We start from the raw sequence: 14920 nt of genomic DNA on the forward strand, positions 1-14920 counted from the left end.
TGTTACTCCGGCAGTGCGAAAAGCACCGTTGTCGTGTTGTGAAAGCCACTGAGCTGTCCGGCCTGCATACACAGCTCCCCGTACGTCTCAAACCCAGCGACTGGAGCCGACAGGGTCGACGTGATACCGTCGACAGCCGCCGGAAACGCGTCGTCGAAGAGAATCTGACGGCACGCGCAGTCGTAGACGAACGCGCCGGCGATATTACCGTCGCACAGCGAGACAGCGTCGACAGCAGCCTGCTCGGCGGACCTGATCTGGTCCCGTCTGTCGCCATGCATTATCCGAAGGACAGTCCCCGCCGGAATATCGACGGCGAACTGCAGTGCGCCAGTCTCTTCAATCGCAGTCCGTGGCCAGCGAATCTTGTAGGTGTCACCCTGGTCGATGCCAAACAGGTATGCGACCATGAGCTTCCTGAGCTGCGCTGAACCGACGGGGACATCATCGACCGCGACCCCTAACGTCTCCGCAACGTGGTCTCGGACGGCGTCTTTCCACACGTCGAAGGCTGGCTCACCGTTGAGTTCATGAACCACGTTTCCGGAGACATCAGTTACCTCCCAAGGCTCCGAGATGGGGCTGTGACCGTGGTTGACAGTAATGATCGGACGTTTCTCGCCGGAAACGAGTACGAGAACGACTGCGTCCTCGACAACCGACGCATCACAAAACACCGGCGTTGACTCCATCCGGAGACCGTCAGACGCTGCCCCACCTGCGAATTCGACATAGGGGCCGAGCCGTCGCTGGACCGACAACGACAACTGCTCACCGACACCTGCGAGACCGTCGTGGAGAACGATCGCTGACTGGTACGGTTCTTCGATGTTTCCAGGAAGCGACCGGACAGCGTCTCTGACAGTCCCACGGGTGTTGTCGCTGAGGCCAGCAGCAAGGGCCGTATCGAACCGGAACGAATCACTGGTAACGAGCGTGACGGCCACGCCGGTATCCATCGCTCGCTCCTCGGTGAACGTGCCACTGGCCGTACAGCCGACAACGGCTGTCTCGTCGCCGACGAGCGCATTCACGCCCGCCAGAACGGCTTCAGCATCGAACTCCGAGCTAGCAAACACTTGACAGAAATCCACTCGCTCGGCGTCAAGCCGGTCACGAGCAGTGCTTGTCGCCTCCCGGCCAGCGCGTTTCCCAGCAGTCGCCACTGACGTTCCCGTAGCGACCGCCGTACGTGCGTCTGACTGGGGCGACATCGTACAACAGTTATTGACGTGTAAGCCTATATACCCCTCCCCAGGAATATCAGATCTGATATTTATGCCGGTCGGCGAGGCCTTATCGACCGTCTCAGGCCAGCGCCAGCGCGAGACCGAAGGTGAGAACCAGTCCGACCAGCAGTACGCCGAGCCCTGTGCCGACCTGCGACATGGTGAACGCGCTCTGTGGGGCCGTCGACCGAAGCGGCGGTTCGCGCGCGGGGAGTTCGACGTGTTCGGGGTCGTAATCCGGCCGGTCCTCCTCGTGGTGGTCGTCTGCCATAGTCGGTGGTTCAGGAGCGTCGTACGTGTAGCTGTCGGATTGGCACTGCGTATCGGCCAGACACTTGCACCAGTCGAAACGGTCAAGCGGCGTTGTGTCGAATCCACAGCTATCGAATGACGCTCACGAAACGGATCATCCCCTGTATCGACGTGGACGTAGACGAGAACGGTGACGCGGCAGTGTACACGGGAGTCAACTTCGAGGATCTGGAGTACACCGGCGACCCGGTCGAGATGGCAAAGGCCTACAACGAGTCCGGGGCCGACGAGTTCGTCTTTCTGGATATCACCGCCTCCGCCGAGGGTCGCGAGACGATGCTCGATACAGTGTCGGCCGTGGCCGACGAGGTGTTCATCCCGCTGACCGTCGGCGGTGGCATCCGGACGCGCGCCGACATCAAAGAGACGCTGCGGGCCGGTGCGGACAAGGTATCGATCAACTCCGGGGCCATCGCCGAACCGGACCTCATCAACGAGGGCGCGGCAGCCTTCGGGAGCCAGTGCATCGTCATCTCCGTCGACGCCCGGCGGCGCTTTGACAACGACGGCGAGCACTACACAGAGGTCGACGGCGAGTCCTGCTGGTTCGAATGCACCGTCAAGGGCGGGCGCGAGGGAACTGGACTGGACGTCATCGAGTGGGCCACCGAAGCAGAAGAGCGCGGCGCGGGCGAGCTGTTCGTCAACTCTATCGACGCCGACGGGACCAAGGATGGCTACGACATCCCGCTGATGAAAGCCGTCTGTGACACCGTCTCGACGCCGGTTATCGCTTCCTCTGGCTGTGGGAGCCCGGCCGACATGGAAGAAGTGTTCGTCGATGCCGGCGCGGACGCCGGTCTCGCCGCCTCTATCTTCCACTTCGGCGAGTACTCCATCGCCGAGACCAAGGAGTATCTCGACGGCAAGGGGATTCCGGTCCGACTGTAACACCGTCCCCGGCCTGGGGTCGAAATAGTAAATAGCCGTACCTGTCTCTTTCTTTGTATGACGCAGTTCTCTGGGCGTCTCGGATGGCCTCGGTTTTTTCCGCGTCTCGGCGTTCGGTATCAGCTGTCGGCGTTAGCGGGCACAGATTCGGCAGTCGCTGGCAGCATCCGTCCGTGGGGGAGGTCGTACCCGGGGCGTCAACTGGCTGAGCGACAGTGGGGGTACGGCTCCAGAGAGTCACAGCGCCGTGGCCTAGCATCGGGCAGGCTTTATCCGCCCACCACGGAGCATCACCAATGAAATGGCGGTGTGAGTGGTGTGGCAAACCTCACGAAGAAAATGACCCGCCGTGTGACAACTGCGGGCACGGTTCCTTCGAGGAGGCCGTGACGCAAGTCAACGAAGAAGTCGTCGAGGGCGGCCCCAGATGGGTCTGTCTGGACTGCGGTCGCCAGCACCAGAAGAACTCGCCGCCGTGCAAACGCTGTGGCGGGAGTAACTTCGAGCGACGGACGGGGCCGCCGGAGGACGATCCGCTGGATGATATAAAGACCGGCTGGCTGGACGTGCTCGAAACGAAGTACGTGCTCGGCTACGCCGCCGTGGCACTGCTGCTCGGCCTCATTGTGCTTGCTGCTGTCGGCGGCATCACGCTGCCGGGCTTCGCCGCCGAAACCCCCGCCGGCCCACCGCAGATCGCATCCCCCGCCGGAAGCGGCGACACCGTCGACTCGCTCTCGCTCGCCGCAGTCGAGGGCACCTACGTCGACGTGTACAACGTCCGGCGGTCGGGCGTCGGCGGCGGGACGGTCTCGCGGAACGCGACCCTAGACGACGCCGCAGCCTACTACAACAAGGGCCGTGTCGACGCGCGATACGACAACGGCGAGCGGCCGACGCGCGAAGGGGTCTCCCGGTTCGCCCCCTCCTGTGAGCGCCCAGTCGTGGTCAGCTACGAGGTGGCCTACGACCGGACGCCGCAGTCACTCAGCCAGTACCAGAACGAGACGGCACTGGCGACCGCGCTCGTCGACAGCTACATTGAGCGAGGCAAGAGGATTCAGAGAGCGGAGGACGGACTGATCGGTCTCGACATCCACGTCGGTCCGGACGAACGCGTGTTCGTCACGTACGTGCTCTGTTAGAATTACGCGGCGGCTTCGAACGCGTCGGTAAAGCTGTCTGCCTTCTCGATGACGGCGTCGGTTCCGTCTTCGAGCGCTTCCAGCGCGTCGACGCCCTCCTCGGTCTTGATTGTCAGCACCGGGTCCGTCTGGCCACCGGACTGTTCCGGGTTCACGTCGTAGGTCGCCGCCGTGACGCCCTCTGTCTCCAGCAGCGCCCCTTTGATGACGTTCATGAACGTGTGGTCCTCACCGGCGATTTCGATAGAGAGTTCCGTGTCGGATTTGTCGATAACGCGAAGGTCCATACCCATCTGTTGGTCACCTGCGACCCATCAACGCTTCGCTTCCCGTCCGCTGTGTCGGTGACAGCGTGACACCCGGAGACTACACGAGTGCGTACACCATCAGGAAGCCAAAGTAGAGGAGTACGAGCGCGCCCAGTGCTTGGAGTCGGAACGTCGAAAGCGACTCTTCCTCCTCGCTGTGGGCCGCTCGAAAGGCCTCAATCTCCTCGTCGCCGAGTTCGTTAGGGTGGGCCAGACCGCGGTGGAGCGCGAGCCAAGACTCGCGGGCGAACGGCCGGCCGCAGTACGAACACGTGTGGGCCGTGGCGTCGGCCGGGACATCGTAGGCTGGTTCGTCGTCGGTACTTGTCGCTGCCGTATCAGCTACCGGCTGGGTTGCTGTGTCAGTCATAGATGTGGGAGTGCCACCTCCGGCTGTGAGACGACCCAGAGACTCGTCATCGTATAAAACACCATGACCGCGATGAACGGGTACTGCGACCGAATCGCCTGCAGTCGCGCGGGAAACAGGTCGTATGCGGCGGCGTGGGCCACCCAGATAGCGACCAGATGACCGACGATGACCGACGCGAGCGCGACCGCGCCGAACCACGCCGGCAGGTCGACGGTCGGCACTACTGCCGGATTCGCAAACGGCGACGTGAGCGCGACGGCCAGTGAGGGTGCGAGGACGAGGAAGTATCCGAGGTAATGCGCGAAATGATAGCCGACGGCGATGGCGACGAGCGGCGGCGCGAACCGCCGTGCGAGAACCGCCGGGGTCAGATACGTGTCCGACATATCGCGGGAGAGCCGGACCGCGAGTCGGTACACACCGAGGAAGCCGGTGAAGCCGATAGCGAGCGCGACCGGATACAGGAGATGCGGCGGGACACCGGCTGCGACGAGTGGCGTCGTCAGGTCCCGCCAGACCGGTGTCGTGACCAGTCCGTCGTAGGTCGTGACCCACAGCAAAGCGATCACGAAGGCGACCTCGTCAGGCCCGTCGACCAGCCGCGGCGTCGAGAGGTCCATGCCGGGGAGGCGGAGCCGGAGTCCGTCCTCATCGCGGCCGATGGGTGCAAAGCGACCGTAGTAGCGGAACACCCGTTCCACCGGGTCGGCGTGAGCGAACCAGTCGTCAGGCCCGAACACGAGCGCGCCCGCGAGTGTCACCACAGCGTAGCCGGCGACAACTGACGCGAGCAGTCGGGGCTGGTCAGCGAGCGGGCTGACGACCTCTACCCATACCAGCACGAGCAGGCCGCCGACGGCGGGCCACGACCCGACGCGGGCCGGGTAGCTGCGGTCGAGTGTCGGGAGGAACCCAGCGAGGGTCTTGAACGGATTGAGCGTCGCCCAGCTGTTCCCCACGAGGTACGTTGTCATCGTCAGTCCAGCCCACCAGCCGACCCAGACGAGCAGTATTGCGAGATTCGTCCGGGCGTTCGTCGGCCCGATGAAGCCGACGACGAACACTGCGGCGAGTCCGGCAAGCCCGATGAGCTGCCCAGCGAGCCGGAGGATGCCTTCGAAATTACCCGACAGCGGTCGCCCCCAGTCGTGTATCCGCTCGATGAACGCGCGGTCAGTGACAAACGACGCCAGCAGGAACGACGCGCCGACGGCCGCGCCGCCGGTACTCAGAAAGAGCCACGTCGGGATCGTCAGTGACTCTCGACCGCCACCGGCGAGACTGCCGCCGTGTGCGCTCGCCGTCCCTGTCGCGGCCAGCCAGCCCAGCCCACACACCACAAGCGCGACTGTGCGACGCCTCCCAGATGTCATCGTCGATAGTTGGGGCTTCGCCCCCGTGTAGTTTCCGGGATGCCGGCGAGGCACCCGTCGGATCGAGGTTGCGGTGGCACAGGCCGCAGGGAATTGGATGGGCTTTTAGTATTCCGTTCGCAAGGGCCCTAGTATGAGTGTCTCCGATGAACACGCGGACGACGGGCACGGGGACCACCACCTCCCGGCGACGGAGGACTGGCCCCACGGGTTCGGCGAGGCCAGCTGGTGGCCCTTTGTGACGGCGATCGGTGGTTCGGGCATCTACGTCAGCGCGGCCCTGCTCGTGCTCTCGATGGGTGAGAACGCGCTTGTCAGCCAGACTGTCGGGGCAGGAGCGATGGCCGGGAGCGTCGGCCTCTTCCTCGTCGGCATCTACGGCTGGCTGTACCACGCCTTCGTCTCGGACTTCTGGGAGCGCGGGACGGACTACCACTCGGACAAGACGCTGAAGTTCGCCATGCTCCTGTTTCTCGGGAGCGAAATCGCCACGTTCGGCGCTGGCTTCGTGTACTACTTCATTGTGCGCGGCGGCGAGGTCTGGACACAGGCGGCAGTGCCCGAAGTGTTCGGCTCGCTGGTGATTATTAACACGCTGATTCTGATTGCCAGCTCCGTGACGCTGCACTTCAGTCACGTCGCGCTCCGTAACGGGGACCGCAGCCGGTTCCTGAAGCTGCTGGGCGCGACGCTGCTACTGGGCATCGTCTTCATCGGCGGACAGGTCTACGAGTACTACGAGTTCATCGTTCACAAGGGCTTTACAATCGGTGGCGGCATCTACGGGTCCGCGTTCTACGGTCTGACTGGGCTCCACGGGCTCCACGTCACGATGGGCGCTGTGCTCCTCGGTATTGTCTTCATCCGCGGGTACTACGGGCAGTACTCGGCTGAACGGCACACCTCCGTCTCGACGGCGTCGATGTACTGGCACTTCGTCGATATCGTCTGGATCTTCCTCGTCGTCGTGCTCTACATGGGCGCGAACCTGGTGTAAGTCGCCGACGAGTTTTAGACGGCCGCCGCTCGTTTCACACGTATGGATCGGCTAGACATCAGCGGGAGCTTTGACGTTCACGAGTACCGACACGGGCTCAAGCTGCTGAAAGACGACCGGGGTACGATGACGCTGTCGAACCGAGAGGGGTTCGCCTGTCCGGCCTGTGGCAACGAGTTCGAGACGCTCTTTATCAGCGACAAACGGACAAACACCTTCGGAAACCCCGGGTCGCCCTTCTGTCTGGTCCGGACTGATGACCAGCTGCTGGTCCTGACACATTGAGCCGGACCGACTTCGGTAACAAGGCTTATTCCACCGCATCCGATTCGGTGAGGTATGCATCGGATTATCCCCGCAATCGGCCTCGCTGCCCTCGTCGTGCTATCCGGCTGTGTGACGGCGACGGTTGACTCGACTGTGGCCGCCGACGGCACAGTTTCGGAGTACGACCTGACCCTCGAAATGTCCCCGTCAGTGTACGACGGGCTTCAGAATCAGGCCCAGCAGGAAGGCTATGACTCGGTCGAAGGATATCTTCTGGCCGACGTGAACACCAGTCGAATGTCGAACTACACGTACGAACAAGAACTGGAGGGTGAGAACGTCACGCTCTCGATGACATTCACGGACTGGAACCCCGGCCCGGAAAGCGATGTGTCGGTCAACGCGAGCGGGGGCAACGTCACGTTCGAAGACCGGACGTTCGTCACTGCGAACGAGGATACTGATGTGGCCTTCGGCGACGGCGTCGCAGTCGAGTACCGGCTGACGATGCCCGCCGACATCTCGTCTTCGAACGCTGATATCGTTCAAAACGAGACCGCTGTCTGGGAGTACGCGGCTGATGAGCCGGTCGAGGACCCAATCCGCGCGACCAGCCCCGCGCCCTCGTCGGCCTTCGGTCCCGGTATGGGAATTCCCGTCGCCGTCGTGGCACTGCTGGGGGCCGCGCTGCTTGCCAGTCGGGACTGAGTAGCTGCGTCTCCGCACCGCTGTTTTTATATTCGGACGCAACGCCGACCGACTGCCCGACACTCTTCCAGACGGGTGGACAACGATACAGCCAATATATACGATGTTTTATAATATGGGTTTATTGTCGTTTCGTCCGGAGACAGGACGATGCGCGCAGCCAGACTCCACGAGTACACGCACGACATGTCGAACGGGCTCTCGATAGACGACGTAGGTGCGCCACAGGTCGCAGCCGGAGATGATGTCATCGTCGAAGTCGACGGAGCCGGCTGGTGCCAGACTGACAATCACATCATCGAGGGAATGTGGGAGCAGTACGTCCCGCAGGACCTCCCGATGACGCTGGGCCACGAGAACGCCGGCACAGTCGTCGAAACGGGCGACGACGTCGACATCGTCTCGGAAGGCGACAAAGTCATCTGCCACCCGGTCCAGACCTGTGGGACCTGCCGACCGTGCCGGCAAGGTGAGACCATGTACTGCGAGAACGACGCGTTCAACGGACTGACGACCGACGGCGGCTTCGCCGACCAGTTACTGACCAGCGACCGGTCGGTCATCCCGCTCCCCGATGGCGTCGACCCGGCTGACATCGCCCCGCACGCCGACGCCGGTATCACGGCCTATCACGCGGCGAAGAAGGCCGTCGACGGACTCAATCCCGGCGACACAGCGGTCGTTATCGGCATCGGCGGCCTCGGTCACATCGGCCTCCAGTGCCTCGACGCCATGTGTGCCGCCGACCTCGTCGCCGTCGACATCAAGCAGTCCGCTCGCGACCTCGCCGCCGACCTCGGTGCACACTACACCATCAACCCAGAAAGCGAAGACGTTGCCGCCGAGGTCGAAGCCATCAGCGATGGCGTCGGTGCCGCACAAGTCCTTGATTTCGTCGGGGCCGATGAGACGACGGCGCTCGCGCCCGATATCTGTGCCGCCGGCGGCGACCACCACATCATCGGCTACGGCGGCCATATCCACGAGCCCGCGCAGGCGCTCGTCAACGGCGAATTCGCTTATCAGGGAAACATCGTCGGTCAGTACACCGAGCTGCAGGAACTGGTCGCACTCGTCGACCGCGGCGCGGTTACCCTCCACACGACCCAGTACGACCTCAGCGAGGTGAACACCGTCGCACAGATGCTGGAAAACCGGGATATCGACGGGAGAGCGGTTATAACGCCCTGAACCGTTTCCGAGACGGTATCCCATCGCCGGGCGGAGGACCCACCGTCCGGCTCAGTGACCGTCGGCGCGGGTCTGCTCTGTGTCCTCGGCCAGATCATGATAGCGTCTGAGAAACGTGTCTCGACTCACGGTCCCGGCACCGGCCGCTTCGAGTCGGTCTTCCAGCCCGGCCCGGCCGAAGTGACAGTACTCTTGGTAGCAGGGCTTGCACAGATATTCGAAGGACTTGCCGTCGCGGTTCCAGCGGTCCCCGTACTTATCATACTCTCGGGCGTCCGACCGGGCGACCGTTTCACCGCAGGCGATGCAACAGACGTCTTCGTCGGTGTCGCGGTGCCAGGCGTTTCGGAAATCCATCAGAACCACACTCCATCTGACTGTCCGCACGTGCGTCCGTCGTGCCGGTCTCGCGGGCACACCGCAGTCTCCGCCAGTAATTCGTGCTGTGTGACCATCGTTTACGGCTAGAAATTCCGCCCGGCAGTCCGTTGCCGTATCGCATCACTGCTGAGGTTCATTTTTATATTAGCTTGCGGAGCACCGTCGGAACAGTGACACAGTTCCTGTAACTGTCGACAAACCGCCTTCGGTAGAATACACGGCTAACCCGTAAACCAACATTCAAAAGCGGAAAGCCGGTGGAGGGATTTGAACCCTCGGCCTAATCCTTACGAAGGATTCGCTCTGCCAGTCTGAGCTACACCGGCGCGTCGCTCGCGTACATCAGTTGTTGGACGCATAACCGCAATAAGGATTGCGAATCGGGGCCACCGAGAGAGACGTTCTCACTCAGCTCGGGACCCGACGACGGTGACCGGGTCGTCCGCCTCAAGCAGGACCTGCTGGGAGACGCTCCCGAACACGGCCTTGCCGGTCGGTGACCGCTTTCTGGACCCCATGACGATCTGGTCGACGTCGAACTCCTCGGCTAGGTCGATGATGCCGTCAGCCGGCGGCTGCTGGCCCTCAGCTAGCTGGACATCGACATCGTGGTCCTCGAGATAGTCGCGTACGAGCCTGACTGTCGAGATCCGCTCGACGTTGCGTATCTCCTCGGGCGCTTCCGCCTCTTCCTTGGTCAGTGCATGTGTGATTACGGCCTTGATCTCGGTCTCGGCAGACGGTAGCTCCGCGACGAAGGCGGCCTGGCCACGAGCGCGGTCTTCATCGGCATCGACTGGGACAAGTATCGTGTACATGTTTTACCCTCCTAGATACAAGCGTCCGACTTCCTCGTCGTTAAGCAGTTCGGTCCCCGTGCCGGTGAACTTGATTTCGCCGCTTGCGAGCACGAAGCCCCGGTCGGCGATAGAGAGCCCCTTTTCGGCGTTCTGTTCGACGAGCAGGATGGTCGTCCCGAGGTCGTTGAGCTGCTTGATGCGCTCGAACACGTCGTCGATAAACCGCGGTTCGAGTCCGATAGACGGCTCATCGAGCATCATCACGTCCGGTTCAACCATTAGCGCGCGGGCCAGTTCCAGCAGGCGACGCTGGCCGCCCGAGAGGGTGCCGGCAGACTGGCTCCGGAGGTCGGCGAGCACCGGGAACTCCGCGTACAGTTCCTCGGCACGGGCGGCGGCGCGGTCGTCGTCGTTGAACACGTACCCGCCCATCAGCATGTTCTCGTGGACGCTCATCCCCGGGAAGACGCTGGCATCTTGCAGCACGTAGCTCATCCCGTTGCTGAGGTTCTGCTGTGGCGACCGGCCAGTGATGTCTTCGCCCCGAAACGATACTGTCCCGGTCTGGACATCCGCGAAGCCGTAGATGCTCTTCATCAGCGTGGACTTCCCCGAGCCGTTCGGACCGATGAGACAGGCGACCTGTTCGTCCTCGACAGCGATGCTCACGTCGTGTAACACCGTCGTGTTGCCGTAGCCGGCTGTGACGTTCTCCATCCGAAGCACCGGCTCCCCGGTCGAGTCGCCCGTGGCGTCTGGTGTGGATGCCATACTTACTCCCTCCCGAGGTACGCGTCGAGCACGCGCTGGTCGTTCTGTATCTCTTGGGGCGTCCCCTCAGCGATACGTTCGCCGTGGGCCAGGACGTAGATGCGGTCGGCGATGTCCATGACGAAGTCCATGTTGTGTTCGATGAGGAAGATGGTCGACTCCTGTTCCTCGTTGGCACTGCGGATGTAGTCGATGAGATTCCCAAGCATCGAGGGGTTGATGCCACCGGCCGGTTCGTCCATCAGCAGGATCTCCGGTTCCGACATCAGCTCCATCGCGAACTCGAGTAGCTTCTGCTGGCCGAAGCTCATCCGCCCGGCGCGGGTCTCGGCCAGCCCGCCGAGGTCGACGTAGTCCAGCAATTCGTCCGTCCGGGCGAGCAGCGAACTGTCGGGGCGACGCATGAGGCTTGAGACGTCAGCGCCGCCCTCCTGTGCCGCAAGCAGCAGGTTCTCGCGGACGGTCATGTCCCCGAAGATGCGGGTTTCCTGGAACATCCGGCCCAGGCCGGCCCGCGCGATTTTGTGTTCGGGCCAGTCCGTCACGTCCTCGCCCTGCAGGTAGACCCGGCCCTCGTCGGGCGTCAGCGTGCCGGTGATGCAGTTGAACAGCGTGGACTTGCCCGCGCCGTTCGGCCCGATGAGGCCGACGATTTCGCCGCTGTGGATTGCGATGTCCACGTCGTCGACGGCGGTCAGCCCGCCGAAGCGCTTCGTGACGCCGTCCGTCTGTAACACCGCACGGTCGCTGTCCGTGTCGGTCACCGGGCCGCTCGTCGCTTTACTCATCGGCACTCACCTCCGATCCGTCGTCAGTATCTGTGGCGGCCATGCCGCCGTGCTTGTAGTAGTCCATCTGGCTCGCGTATTCGCTGAGCGTTCCGACGACCCCCTTGGGGAAGCCGATAACAGTGATGATGACGGCCCCACCGAGCAAGACGAGCTGCCACCCGACGGCGTACGTCTCCACGAGTTCGATGATGGTGTGGAGGCCGAACGCGCCGATGACGGGGCCGGCAACGGTGCCGGACCCGCCCAGCAGCGCCATCGCGATGAGCTCCACGTTCCACGCGCCGTTGTAGGCGGTCTGGGGGTCGATGAACGTGTTGAACAGGCTGTACGCGGCCCCGGCAAAGCCCGTGAACAGGCCGGCCAGCATCCACGCGGCTGTCTTGTAGTAGGTGGTATTGAACCCCATCGCCGTGGCCTTTTCCTCGTCGTCGCGGATGGCGTTCAGCACGAAGCCAAAGCGCGTCCCCGAGAGGTAGTAGACGAGCCCCATCTCGACGACGAGAACGCCGAGGAACAGGTAGTAGAAGGTCTCAGCTGACGGCGTCTCCAGCAGTATCTTCCCGCTGGCGCCACCGGTGATATCGAGGATGCGGGAGACCTGTTGCGCGACCAGCAGGACGCCCAGCGTCGCAATGGCAAAGTAGTGGCCACGGAGCCGAAGCACGACGATGCCGATGATAGCTGCGAAGGTGACGGCGAGCAAGCCGGCCAGCAGGAACGCGACCGGGAACGCGAGGGCGAAGTCCTTCGTCAGGATGGCCGTCGCGTACGCGCCGATCCCGAAGAAGGCCATATTCCCGAAACTCGGATACCCGGTCTGTCCGCCGACGATGTCCCAGGAGAGCGCCAGGATGGCAAACAGGAACATCTCAGTGAGCACTGTCATGTAGTACCCGCCTTCGAGGCCGAGGAGAGGGAACGAGGCTGCAACCAGTGCTCCAAGACCGAGAAGCGGCCAGCCGTAGTCGTCACAGGTCCCGAGGAACCGGTCGACTTGCTCCGGCGGAAGAATCGACCGGAGGACGCCGCCAGACTCCTCGTCAGTCGTGCTCATTGGTCAGCCTCCTGGCCGAACAGGCCCTTCGGTTTGAGAATGAGCAAGACGATGAGCAGCGAGAAGCTCACTGCGAGCGTCCACTGCGAGGACGCGAAGCCGGCGACCAGTTCCTCGACCGAGCCGAGCAACAGGCCGCCGATGAGCGCGCCGGGGATGCTTCCGACGCCGCCAAAGACCACGATGATAAAGCTCTTGAGCGTGTAGATGAGCCCCATCTGCGGCTGGATGTTCAGAATGACGGCGATGAACGCGCCGATACCGCCGGCGATAGCCGATGAGACGCCGAAGGTCACCGCGCGGGTGTGCTCGACGTCGATGCCGACCAGCGCCGCGGCCTCGGGGTTCTGTGAGACGGCCCGTATCGCTCGTCCGGTCCGTGTTTTCTGGAGGAACACGTACATGAGCGCAGTGAGGACGAGCGCGCCGGCGAAGGCGACAAGTTTCATCTTCGGGACGACAATACCGGCGAGAGTCATCGACGGGTCCGCGAAGCTGACCTGAATCGACCGCGGGTTCGCCGACCACGCCTGTATCGCCAGTTGCTGGATGGCGATGCTCGCGCCGAAGGTCACCAGCAGTGTGAGGAAGATGTCGGTTCCGATGACGCGCGAGACCAGCGTTCGCTGGAGCGCGTAGCCGATTCCGAACAGTACGGCGATGGCGACCGGGATGGTCGCCAGAAACAGGAGCGGCGACCCCTCCGCGTTCCCGGTAATCAGCGTCAGCACCCAGTAAGAGGTGTAGCCGCCGAGCATCACCATCTCGCCGTGGGCGAGATTGATGATGTCGACGACGCCCCAGATGAGCGCGAATCCGACCGCCACGCCTGCGAACAGCGCACCGACCAGCAGGCCGTTGACGACGAACTGGGTGGCAGCCATCGCTCTCAGCGCTCGCTCCAGTCGGGCATCGGATATATCGGTTCCGACTGTGCGACGTTCTCCGGGTACGTGATCTGGAGGCCCGGGTCAGGCTGCCACTGATAGACCAGCATGTTCTTGTCGATGACGCCGCTGTCATCGAAGGCGACAGACCCGTACACCGTCGAGAATTCGGCCTGTCGGATGTGGTCTCGGACCGCTGTCGGGTTGAGTTCGTCGACGTTCTGGAAGGCGTTCATATAGGTGAGGATGACTGCCTCGCCGGCCGCGCTGTGGTAGTCCGGCGTGTAGTCGTAGTTCTCCTCGATAGCCGAGACGAAGTCGCCGGTCTTGCCGAACACCGGATCGTCGAAGTTCGCGTTGACGGCCCACGAGGACGGCCCGTACAGATAATCACCGTTCGCGCCGGCCTCGTTCTTGAACGATTCGTTGAGGCTGCCGACGGTCCCCATCGCCGCGTCGACGTTGACGTTCTGACTCTCCATCTGGTTGGCCAGAATAATGTTGTGCTTCTGGTGGGCACACAGCAGGAGGATGTCAGCGCCGCTGTCTCGAACTCTGCCGAGGTTCGTCGAGAGGTCAGATGTGTCCGAGGGGAACGTCTGGTCGACGACCAGTTCCAGATCTGTGTCACTGATTTTGTTCCGTGCCCCCTCTGCGGTCGACTGGCTGAACGTGCCGTCTTCGGCAAGGATCGCGATAGACTCCGGTGCCGAGTCCTGTGCGAGGCACATGTCGATGTAGCTCTTGGCGTACTTGTTCGCCGTCGGCAGGAGGCCGAAAATCCACTCGTTGCCCTGTGCGAAAATTTCCGGGCTTGCGCCGCCGCCCTCGACCATCGGCTTCTGGTTCTGTGCGGCCACGGCGCTCGCGGGCAGGGTGACCGTACTTGAGTACGGTCCGAGCAGGTAGTCGATCCCTTCGCGGTCGATGAGTTCCTGATAGATGGACTTCGACTGGGAAGCGTCGGTGCTGTCATCCCGGAGCACCATCTCCAGTTCGTACGTGTTGCCGTCGCCGGCCTCGACGCCGCCGGACTCGTTGATGCGCTGGATGGTCAGTTCGTACGCGTCCTTGTACAACTGCCCGAGGTCGGCGTTGTCTCCAGTGAGACTCATCGAGCCACCGAGGGTGATGACGTTCGTTCCACTGCCGCTTTCACCGGTGGAACCGCCGTCGCCGCCACCACTTCCATCGCCCCCGTCGCTACTGCCGTCGCCCCCGTCACCAGAACAGCCAGCGAGGCCGGTCAGTCCGAGGACACCTGTGCTTCCTGCCACCTTCAGAAACGCGCGTCGGTCGTGTTGTCCAGTCATAGGTCGTTTTACACCCGTGTATCAATGATACACGGCCTGTACGTTCCGTTGTGACATACCCTATTAAATGTTAAGGATACGGCGACAGAGACAGACCTGTACGTATAAAACCCCTCTCAGAGCGAGCCA

The 14920-nt window shown here is 62.8% G+C and carries 18 protein-coding genes and 1 tRNA gene; 6 read left to right on the forward strand and 13 right to left on the reverse strand.

The window, feature by feature from the left end; translation table 11 throughout:
- Positions 1-2: 2 nt before the first annotated feature.
- Both DVK01_RS00435 and DVK01_RS00440 read right to left on the reverse strand, forming a co-directional pair.
- Entirely contained in the window at positions 3-1214 is a 1212-nt protein-coding gene (locus DVK01_RS00435) for an FIST signal transduction protein (protein ID WP_121535086.1), read from the reverse strand.
- 94 nt (positions 1215-1308) lie between these two features.
- Positions 1309-1500 (reverse strand): hypothetical protein, encoded by a 192-nt coding sequence (locus DVK01_RS00440; protein WP_101350434.1) that lies wholly within the window; start codon positions 1498-1500, stop codon positions 1309-1311.
- Positions 1501-1616: 116 nt separating this feature from the next.
- Here DVK01_RS00440 and hisF point away from each other — a divergent pair, with 116 nt between their 5' ends.
- A complete protein-coding gene (hisF, locus tag DVK01_RS00445; protein ID WP_121535087.1) occupies positions 1617-2432 on the forward strand; it encodes an imidazole glycerol phosphate synthase subunit HisF in 816 nt (271 codons plus the stop codon).
- Between the two features lie 296 nt (positions 2433-2728).
- Positions 2729-3577, forward strand: coding sequence for a hypothetical protein (locus tag DVK01_RS00450; protein ID WP_121535088.1), 849 nt, complete (start codon positions 2729-2731; stop codon positions 3575-3577).
- A 2-nt stretch (positions 3578-3579) separates the two neighbouring features.
- Here DVK01_RS00450 and DVK01_RS00455 read toward each other — a convergent pair whose 3' ends face one another.
- The 3 genes from DVK01_RS00455 to DVK01_RS00465 all read right to left on the reverse strand — a co-directional run bounded on the left by DVK01_RS00455 (position 3580) and on the right by DVK01_RS00465 (position 5598).
- A complete protein-coding gene (locus tag DVK01_RS00455) occupies positions 3580-3864 on the reverse strand; it encodes a DNA-directed RNA polymerase subunit L (RefSeq protein ID WP_005538371.1) in 285 nt (94 codons plus the stop codon).
- 79 nt (positions 3865-3943) lie between these two features.
- Positions 3944-4255, reverse strand: a complete 312-nt coding sequence (locus DVK01_RS00460; RefSeq protein ID WP_101350437.1) for a C2H2-type zinc finger protein — start codon at positions 4253-4255, stop codon at positions 3944-3946.
- Positions 4252-5598 (reverse strand): hypothetical protein, encoded by a 1347-nt coding sequence (locus DVK01_RS00465; RefSeq protein WP_121535089.1) that lies wholly within the window; start codon positions 5596-5598, stop codon positions 4252-4254. The genes DVK01_RS00460 and DVK01_RS00465 overlap by 4 nt, the downstream gene beginning before the upstream one ends.
- A gap of 166 nt (positions 5599-5764) precedes the next feature.
- On the opposite strand from DVK01_RS00465, the gene DVK01_RS00470 reads away from it, so the two are divergent.
- The 4 genes from DVK01_RS00470 to DVK01_RS00485 all read left to right on the forward strand — a co-directional run bounded on the left by DVK01_RS00470 (position 5765) and on the right by DVK01_RS00485 (position 8794).
- Positions 5765-6628 (forward strand): heme-copper oxidase subunit III, encoded by an 864-nt coding sequence (locus tag DVK01_RS00470; protein WP_101350439.1) that lies wholly within the window; start codon positions 5765-5767, stop codon positions 6626-6628.
- Positions 6629-6670: 42 nt separating this feature from the next.
- Complete coding sequence (locus tag DVK01_RS00475) at positions 6671-6913, forward strand: flagella cluster protein (protein WP_101350440.1); 243 nt, start codon at positions 6671-6673, stop codon at positions 6911-6913.
- Between the two features lie 54 nt (positions 6914-6967).
- Positions 6968-7603 carry a PGF-CTERM sorting domain-containing protein gene (locus DVK01_RS00480; RefSeq protein WP_101350441.1) on the forward strand — a complete coding sequence of 212 codons (636 nt, stop codon included), beginning with the start codon at positions 6968-6970 and terminating at the stop codon, positions 7601-7603.
- Between the two features lie 150 nt (positions 7604-7753).
- Positions 7754-8794 carry an NAD(P)-dependent alcohol dehydrogenase gene (locus tag DVK01_RS00485; RefSeq protein WP_101350442.1) on the forward strand — a complete coding sequence of 347 codons (1041 nt, stop codon included), beginning with the start codon at positions 7754-7756 and terminating at the stop codon, positions 8792-8794.
- A gap of 51 nt (positions 8795-8845) precedes the next feature.
- Here DVK01_RS00485 and DVK01_RS00490 read toward each other — a convergent pair whose 3' ends face one another.
- The 8 genes from DVK01_RS00490 to DVK01_RS00525 form a co-directional block, all read right to left on the reverse strand.
- Positions 8846-9151 (reverse strand): hypothetical protein, encoded by a 306-nt coding sequence (locus tag DVK01_RS00490; RefSeq protein ID WP_121535090.1) that lies wholly within the window; start codon positions 9149-9151, stop codon positions 8846-8848.
- A gap of 276 nt (positions 9152-9427) precedes the next feature.
- Positions 9428-9501, reverse strand: a tRNA-Thr gene (locus tag DVK01_RS00495).
- Between the two features lie 78 nt (positions 9502-9579).
- Positions 9580-9993 (reverse strand): universal stress protein, encoded by a 414-nt coding sequence (locus DVK01_RS00500; RefSeq protein WP_101350444.1) that lies wholly within the window; start codon positions 9991-9993, stop codon positions 9580-9582.
- Positions 9994-9996: 3 nt separating this feature from the next.
- Positions 9997-10746, reverse strand: a complete 750-nt coding sequence (locus DVK01_RS00505) for an ABC transporter ATP-binding protein (RefSeq protein WP_101350445.1) — start codon at positions 10744-10746, stop codon at positions 9997-9999.
- Positions 10747-10748: 2 nt separating this feature from the next.
- Positions 10749-11534 carry an ABC transporter ATP-binding protein gene (locus DVK01_RS00510; RefSeq protein WP_101350446.1) on the reverse strand — a complete coding sequence of 262 codons (786 nt, stop codon included), beginning with the start codon at positions 11532-11534 and terminating at the stop codon, positions 10749-10751.
- Positions 11527-12591 carry a branched-chain amino acid ABC transporter permease gene (locus DVK01_RS00515; protein WP_121535091.1) on the reverse strand — a complete coding sequence of 355 codons (1065 nt, stop codon included), beginning with the start codon at positions 12589-12591 and terminating at the stop codon, positions 11527-11529. Before DVK01_RS00515 ends, DVK01_RS00510 begins: the two co-directional genes overlap by 8 nt.
- Positions 12588-13475, reverse strand: a complete 888-nt coding sequence (locus tag DVK01_RS00520; RefSeq protein ID WP_101350448.1) for a branched-chain amino acid ABC transporter permease — start codon at positions 13473-13475, stop codon at positions 12588-12590. The genes DVK01_RS00515 and DVK01_RS00520 overlap by 4 nt, the downstream gene beginning before the upstream one ends.
- Before the next feature lie 5 nt (positions 13476-13480).
- Complete coding sequence (locus DVK01_RS00525; RefSeq protein WP_121513078.1) at positions 13481-14791, reverse strand: amino acid ABC transporter substrate-binding protein; 1311 nt, start codon at positions 14789-14791, stop codon at positions 13481-13483.
- Between the last annotated feature and the right edge of the window lie 129 nt (positions 14792-14920).

This window comes from Haloarcula sp. Atlit-120R (genome assembly GCF_003665885.1).
GTDB classification, from domain to species: Archaea; Halobacteriota; Halobacteria; order Halobacteriales; family Haloarculaceae; genus Haloarcula; species Haloarcula taiwanensis.